The sequence below is a fragment of the Geodermatophilus sp. CPCC 205506 genome, assembly GCF_051383635.1.
Classification (GTDB): Bacteria; Actinomycetota; Actinomycetes; order Mycobacteriales; family Geodermatophilaceae; genus Geodermatophilus.
Map to the genome: position 1 here is coordinate 150,680 of NZ_JALPKP010000005.1, position 6,455 is coordinate 157,134.

Below are 6,455 nucleotides of genomic sequence, written 5' to 3' on the forward strand. Positions count from 1 at the left end.
GTCCGCGACTCCTCCGTCGCGGATGAGGTCGCAGGCCAGGCGGCGCGGTAGTCAGGACCATGACCGTCAGCGACCAGCCCGCCGCCCGGCTGTCGGTGCGGCAGGCGGCCTTCATCGGGGTCGGGGCCATGGTGGGCGCCGGCATCTTCGCGCTCCTCGGGGCTGCCGGTGAGGTCGCCGGTGCCGCCGTCTGGCTCTCCTTCCTCATCGCCGGCGCCGTCGCCGTCCTGCAGGGGTACTCGTTCGCCAAGTTCGGGGCCCGCTACCCGTCGGCCGGAGGGCTGCTGGAGTACGTCGTCCGGGGGTTCGGCAACGGGCACGTCACGGGAGTCGTGGCCTGGTTGCTGCTGGCCGCCAACGCGATCATCACCGCGATGGTCGCCGTGTCGTTCGGCAGCTACGCCTCCGCCGCGTTCGCCGACGGAGGAGCCGGCTGGACGAAGGCGTTCGCCGTCCTGGTGGTGCTCGTGATGACCGTGCTCAACATCCTGGGCTCCCAGGCAGTGGCACGGGCGCAGACGATCGTGGTCGTCGTGGTGGTGGGCATCCTCACCGTCTTCGCGGTCGCGACACTGTGGAACCTGGACACGTCGCTGCTCGCGTTCTCCGGCTACCCCTCGCTGCGCGCCGTCGTGTCGAGCGTGGCGCTCACCTTCTTCGCCTTCCTCGGCTTCGGTGTCATCACGTTCACGGCGAAGGACCTGGCCAACCCGGCCCGCGAGCTGCCGCGTGCGGTGTACCTGGCGCTCGGCATCGCGACGGCGGTCTACGTCGCGGTCGCGGTGGGCGTCTTCGGCACCCTGACCGTCGACGAGGTGGTCGCCTCCGGCGGGACGGCGCTGGCGGTGGCCGCACAACCCGTCCTGGGCGACGCCGGGTACTGGCTGATGAGCGTGACGGCGCTGTTCGCGACCGCCGGCGCCACCAACTCGGGGCTCTACCCCGCGGCGGGGTTGTGCGAGCACATGGCCTCGACCGGCCAGTTCCCGCCGGTGCTCGGTCGTCGGTTCCGGGACCGCGCGCCCGCGGGGATCCTGCTGACCGCAGTGGTGGCCATCGCCCTGTCGGTCGGTTTCGCGCTCACCGCCATCGCGTCGATCGGCAGCGCGGTCGCCCTGATCGTCTTCGCGCTGGTGTCGGCGGGCCACCTGCGGGTCCGGGGCGAGACGGGGGCCAAGACGTGGCTGCTGGTGCTCGCCGTCGGGTCCGCGGTGATCGTCCTGGTGACCTTCGCGTTCACCACGCTGGTCGAGGAGCCGGCGACCGCGGTCACCCTGGTCGCCATCCTGCTGGTGAGCATCGCCCTCGACCTCGTCTGGAAGCGCCGACGGCCCGATCGTCCGGCGCCGGCGCCGGACGGCCCCGTGCACGCACCGCAGAGCCCCGCCAGGTGACCACGGCGCTCGCCATCGGACAGCCGGCCGTGGAGCGCCGTCCCGCTGGAGTCCTCCGGCGGGTGGCCGGGTGGGATCCCCTGGTGCGCGGTCGCTGTGGCCGTTCACCACGAGCGGATGAGGACCACCCGCACCGGTCCCGCCCACGATGACACGATGGTGAGCGATCGCGCGGACACGTCTCCTCCCCCGGAGGGGAAGCGGAGCCGATTGCTCGCCGTGCTGCTGGCGATGGCGATGTTCGTGCTCGTCGTCGACACGTCGCTGATGAACGTCTCGATCTCGGCGGTCGTCCGTGACCTGGACACGACCGTCTCCGGCGTGCAGTCCGCGATCGCGCTCGAGGCACTGGTCTCCGCCGCGTTCATCCTGATCGGCGGCAAGGTCGGCGACCTGGCCGGTCGCAAGCTGGCGTACACGCTGGGGCTGCTCGGTTACGCCGTCGGCGCCGTCGCCATGACGCTCGCCCAGAACCTCACCGCGATCATCGTGTTCTGGGCGATCATCGGCGGGCTCGGCGCCTCGCTGCTCCTGCCGGCCATGCAGTCGCTCATCCACGGCAACTTCGAGGGCCCGGCGCGGAGGAAGGTCTACGCGCTGGTCGGGGCGGCCGCGGCGATCGCCGCGGCGGTGGGGCCGCTGCTGGGCGGCGTCATCACGACGTTCCTGTCGTGGCGGGTCGGGTTCCTGCTCGAGGCCGTGATCATCGCCGTCGTGCTGTCGGGCCTCCGGCTCGTCCGCGACGTCCCCTACACCGGTCCCCGGCACGTCGACGTCGTCGGTTCGGTCCTGTCCGTCCTCGGGATGGGCGGCATCGTGCTGAGCATCCTCGTCTGGCAGGAGGGCGGTGAGTCCGTCGGCGGGCTGCTGCTGATCGGCCTGGTCGCGATGGGTGCACTGGTGTGGTGGCTGCGGCGCGGCAAGCGCCTGGGTCGGCCGACGCTGCTCGACCCGGACCTGTTCTCGTCCAAGTACTTCCGGCTCGGGGTCTCCGAGCAGCTCCTCCAGCAGATCGCCCTGGGCGGCACGATGATCGTGCTGCCCATCTACCTGCAGATGGTGCTGGAGTACGACGCGCTGCAGGCCGGCCTGTCCATCGCCCCGCTGTCGCTGAGCATGTTCGGGATCGCCCTGCTCGCCGGCCAGCGCGCGGGGCGGCGGCGCCCGTCCACCATCGTCCGATGGGGGTTCGCGCTCTTCACCGCCGGGCTGGTGATCCTGCTCCCGGTCGTGCCCCGCGCGGACTCCGGCTGGTACCTCCTGGTCCCGCTGCTGATCGCCGGATGCGGGCTGGGGCTGCTGGTCTCGCAGCTGAACAACTACACGCTGAGCCCGGTCTCCGACGAACGCGTCAGCGAGGCCGCCGGCGTGAACTCCGCCGCCGGGTCGTTCGGGCTGTCCTTCGGCCTGGCGTTCGCCGGCGCGATCATGCTCGCCGCGCTCGCGATCACGTTCACCACCCGCGCCGAGGACAGCGACGTCCTGTCCTCCGCCGAGCAGCAGCAGGTGGCGGAGGTGCTGGAGGACGACGCGCAGCTGATGAGCAACGCCGGGCTCGAACAGCTGCTCGCCGACCAGCCCGCGGCGACCCGCGAGGAGATCGTCCGCATCAACACCGAGGCCCGGCCCCCGGCGCTGCAGATCGCCCTGGTGATCCCCATCCTCGCGGGCCTCCTGGGCCTGGCCAACTCCTTCCGCATGGCCCGGCTGCCCGACCCCGTCCCGTCGAGCTCGACCGAGGGGCTCGCCCTGGGCTGACAGCACCCGGCTCCCCGCTGGGCCCTGCCGGGCCCTGCTTCGGCCAGGCGGCTCAGCCGAGGACCAGCACCCCTGCCAGCGCGACCCCCGTGACGAGCAGCGTCGACAGCGTCGACACGAGGAGGACCCGTCCGCTGCCGCGGAGCAGCGAGCGGATCTGCACCGCCGCGCCCATGCCGAAGAGAGCGGCGCCGAGCGCCGCGACCTGCACGTGCGAGATCGCGTCGAGCACCCCTGTGGGCATCACACCGGTGCTGCGCAGGGCGACGCAGGCGACGAACCCGAGCACGAACAGCGGCACGATCGGTGGCCGCTTGGCAGCCGTGCCCTGATCCGACCCGGCCAGCCGCCGCCGGACACTGACCGTTGCGACGACGGGCGCCAGCAGCAGCACCCTGGTCAGCTTGACGACGACCGCGATCGCCACGACGGCGGCACCTCCGGCGCCGGCGGCCGCGACCACCTGACCGACCTCGTGGATGCTCGCCCCGGCCCAGATGCCGAACTGCACGTCGCTGAGGCCCAGCGGGTTCGCCAGCAACGGCAGCAGCACCATGGCCACGGTGCCGAAGAGGGTGACCATGGCGATCCCGACCGCGACGTCCTCCTCGTCGGCCCTGGCCGTGTCCTCCATCGCGGCGATGGCCGAGGCCCCGCAGATGGCGAACCCGGTGCCGATCAGCAGGCTGCGGGCCGCGCCGAGCTGCAGCCGGTTCCCGAGCCACGTGGTCACGACCAGCGTGACCACCAGGGTGCCGGCGACGAGTGCGACCGTCCCGACGCCCAGCGCCATGATGGAGCCGAACGACACGGCGAACCCCAGCAGCACGATGCCGATCCGCAGCAACCGCCTGGTCACGGCCGCGAGGGCCTGCTTCGCCACCCGGGGCAGCAGGCCGGTGTTGCCGGCGACCATGCCCAGAGCGACCGCCCAGGTCAGGACGCCGACCGCCGGAACGAACCGGTGCGCGAGGAGTGCGCCGCCGAGCCCGAGGGCCGCGGCGACGAGGCCCGGCCACCGGCGCGGCGGCGTCGCCGCGCCGGTGGCCGTGTCCGCGGCCCGGCCCCTGCCGGCCACCGGGACGGTCTCGGCCGGGGCCTGCTCGACGGTGGTCATGCCCGTGCGGGCTCGGGCAGGCGGCAGGAGCGGAACCCGTTCGGGTCGCGCTCCACCGTGCTCCCGCCCAGCCGGTCGATCAGCTCGACCGCCTCCGGCCACTCGCCGAACCCGGAGGCCGGGTTCAGGTGGCCGACGGCACCGAGGTCGTGCACGTGGCTGCCCCAGGACGCCGCGAGGCTGCGCAGCCGCACGGGGTTGCCGAGCGGGTCGTCGCTGCTCGCGGCGACGATGCTGGGGAAGGGCAGCGGCTCCCTCGGGATCGGCAGCCACCCGTGGGCCCGCAGCCGGTCGATCGAGGGGTACTCCGCGGGCAGCTCGGCCGCGAACACGGGCGGGGTGGCCAGGAGGGCGCCGACCACCCGCGTGGGGTTGTACCGCGCCGCCCAGTGCACCGCGACCAGCACCCCGGCGCTGTGGGCGACGAGGACCACCGGCCCGGGGGCCTGCTCGACGACCTGGTCGAGCAGGGTCACCCGCACCAGCAGGCCGGCGTCGGTCCGCCCCAGCGGCGGGACGGTCCGCGCGCCCGGCAGCGCGGCGGCGAGCCGCGTCTGCCAGTGGTCCCCGACGTGGCCGCGCAGGCCCGGGACGAGGACGACGGTCGCCGCGCTCATCGGGTGACCGCCGGGGCGTTCACCTTGAGGAGGCTCTTCGGGTACGCCCGGCGGCCCAGGATCAGCGCCACGAGCGCACCGACCGCGACCATCGGCACGATCTTCATCGCGCTCTCCAGACCGAGCCGGTCGGCCAGCATGCCGGTGACGACCGGTCCGGCCGCGAGACCGAGCAGGTTGTTGGCCAGCGTGAGCGTGCCGAAGGCGGTCGCCCGGATCGACTCGTGGGTCAGGTTCGCCACCATCGCACCGGCCGGACCGGTGGTGCCGGCGGCGAAGAAGATGCCGACGCCGAGCAGCAGCAGCTGCGGGGCACCCGGCTCCAGCGCGAAGCCCACGCCGAGGAGGACCAGCGACAGCAGCGAGTAGACGATCGCCGTCGTCCACTTGCGGATGGCCACGTGCCGGCTCAGCCGGTCGGTGACCCAGCCGCAGACGATCATGCCGGTGCCCATGAGCAGGATGGCGAGGGCCGCCAGCGCGGCCGCCCGGTCCGGCGCGAGGCCGTAGGCGCGGTTGAGGTAGCTGGGCAGCCAGGCGAACAGCGAGCCGGCGAGGAACAGCTGCAGCCCGCTGCCGACGTAGGCGGCGATGACCGACGGGGTGCTGAACAGCGTGCGCAGCGGGGCCCGCTTGCCGGGCACGGAGACCGGCTCGCCCTCGGCGGCGTCGTCGACCCGGTGCGCGTCGAGCTTCTTGTCGCTGATGAACATGCGGTAGAGCAGGACCAGGACGAAGCCGAGGACGGCCATCGCGCCGAAGGACCAGCGCCAGCCGAACTGGACGGCGAGGGCGCCACCGAGGGCGACACCGAGCACCGAGCCGAACGAGCCGCCGGCCATGAAGGCACCTGTGAAGGACGCCCGCTTGTAGGCCGGGAAGACGGCGAGGACGACGGCCAGGCCGACGCTGCCGTAGGCGGCCTCACCGACGCCGATGAAGACGCGGGCCAGCATCAGCTGCTCGTAGTTGGCCGCGATCGCGGAGCCGGCCGTGGCGAGGCTCCAGATGACGGCCATGAGGACGATCGAGCGGACCCGGCCCCATCGGTCGCCGAGCAGGGACAGCGGAACGGCCAGGAGCCCGACCGTCAGCGCGACGACGCTGGTGAGCGCCCCGAGCTGCGTGTCGGTGAGGGCCCACTCCAGCTTGAGGAAGGGGAACACGGCCGAGAGGACCTGCCGGGACATGTAGTCCGACAACAGCAGGGCGAACGTGAGGGTGAAGACGACCCACGGGAAGAGCCGGCGGGCCTTCTTCGTGGGGGCCTGCGTGGAGGCAGGGTCGACGACGGTGTCGTCGACCCTGCTCCCGGTGACCAGCGATGTCATGACGAGCTCCAGTGCGCGATTCGAGGTCGATGTCGGTGCCCGTCCGGTGACGGGACCGATGGGGTCGACCTCGAACGCAGGGGTTCGCTGTCGACGTGGTGGCGCAGGTGCGGGCCGGGCGGAACCGGGCCCGCACCTGCGGACCGGGGTGGCGGGAGAAACGGCCGATCAGGCGGTGCCGGTCAGGCGGTGCCGGTCAGGCGTGGTGCAGGAAGCCGCGCTGGCCGGGGCGGCGGTT

Annotated in this window: 6 protein-coding genes; 3 read left to right on the forward strand and 3 right to left on the reverse strand. The window is 72.9% G+C overall.

The features are described from left to right. Window positions 1-59 precede the first annotated feature (59 nt). Window positions 60-1,394 carry an APC family permease gene (locus tag MY520_RS04775; RefSeq protein WP_436690612.1) on the forward strand — a complete coding sequence of 445 codons (1,335 nt, stop codon included), beginning with the start codon at window positions 60-62 and terminating at the stop codon, window positions 1,392-1,394. Between the two features lie 156 nt (window positions 1,395-1,550). After that, the gene (locus MY520_RS04780; RefSeq protein ID WP_436690613.1) at window positions 1,551-3,152 is read left to right on the forward strand and encodes an MFS transporter; all 1,602 of its coding nucleotides are present in this window, start codon (window positions 1,551-1,553) and stop codon (window positions 3,150-3,152) included. A 52-nt stretch (window positions 3,153-3,204) separates the two neighbouring features. On the opposite strand, the gene MY520_RS04785 is transcribed toward MY520_RS04780, so the two are convergent. The 3 genes from MY520_RS04785 to MY520_RS04795 are packed head-to-tail and all read right to left on the reverse strand — an operon-like array spanning window position 3,205 to window position 6,217. Continuing rightward, window positions 3,205-4,269: a YeiH family protein gene (locus MY520_RS04785; protein WP_436690615.1), complete on the reverse strand. Its 1,065-nt coding sequence runs from the start codon at window positions 4,267-4,269 to the stop codon at window positions 3,205-3,207. Continuing rightward, complete coding sequence (locus tag MY520_RS04790) at window positions 4,266-4,886, reverse strand: RBBP9/YdeN family alpha/beta hydrolase (RefSeq protein WP_436690617.1); 621 nt, start codon at window positions 4,884-4,886, stop codon at window positions 4,266-4,268. The genes MY520_RS04785 and MY520_RS04790 overlap by 4 nt, the downstream gene beginning before the upstream one ends. Then, a complete protein-coding gene (locus MY520_RS04795) occupies window positions 4,883-6,217 on the reverse strand; it encodes an MFS transporter (protein WP_436690618.1) in 1,335 nt (444 codons plus the stop codon). Before MY520_RS04795 ends, MY520_RS04790 begins: the two co-directional genes overlap by 4 nt. Here MY520_RS04795 and MY520_RS04800 point away from each other — a divergent pair. After that, on the forward strand, window positions 6,201-6,455 hold a 255-nt coding region (locus MY520_RS04800), incomplete at its 3' end, for a hypothetical protein (RefSeq protein ID WP_436690620.1). The genes MY520_RS04795 and MY520_RS04800 overlap by 17 nt on opposite strands.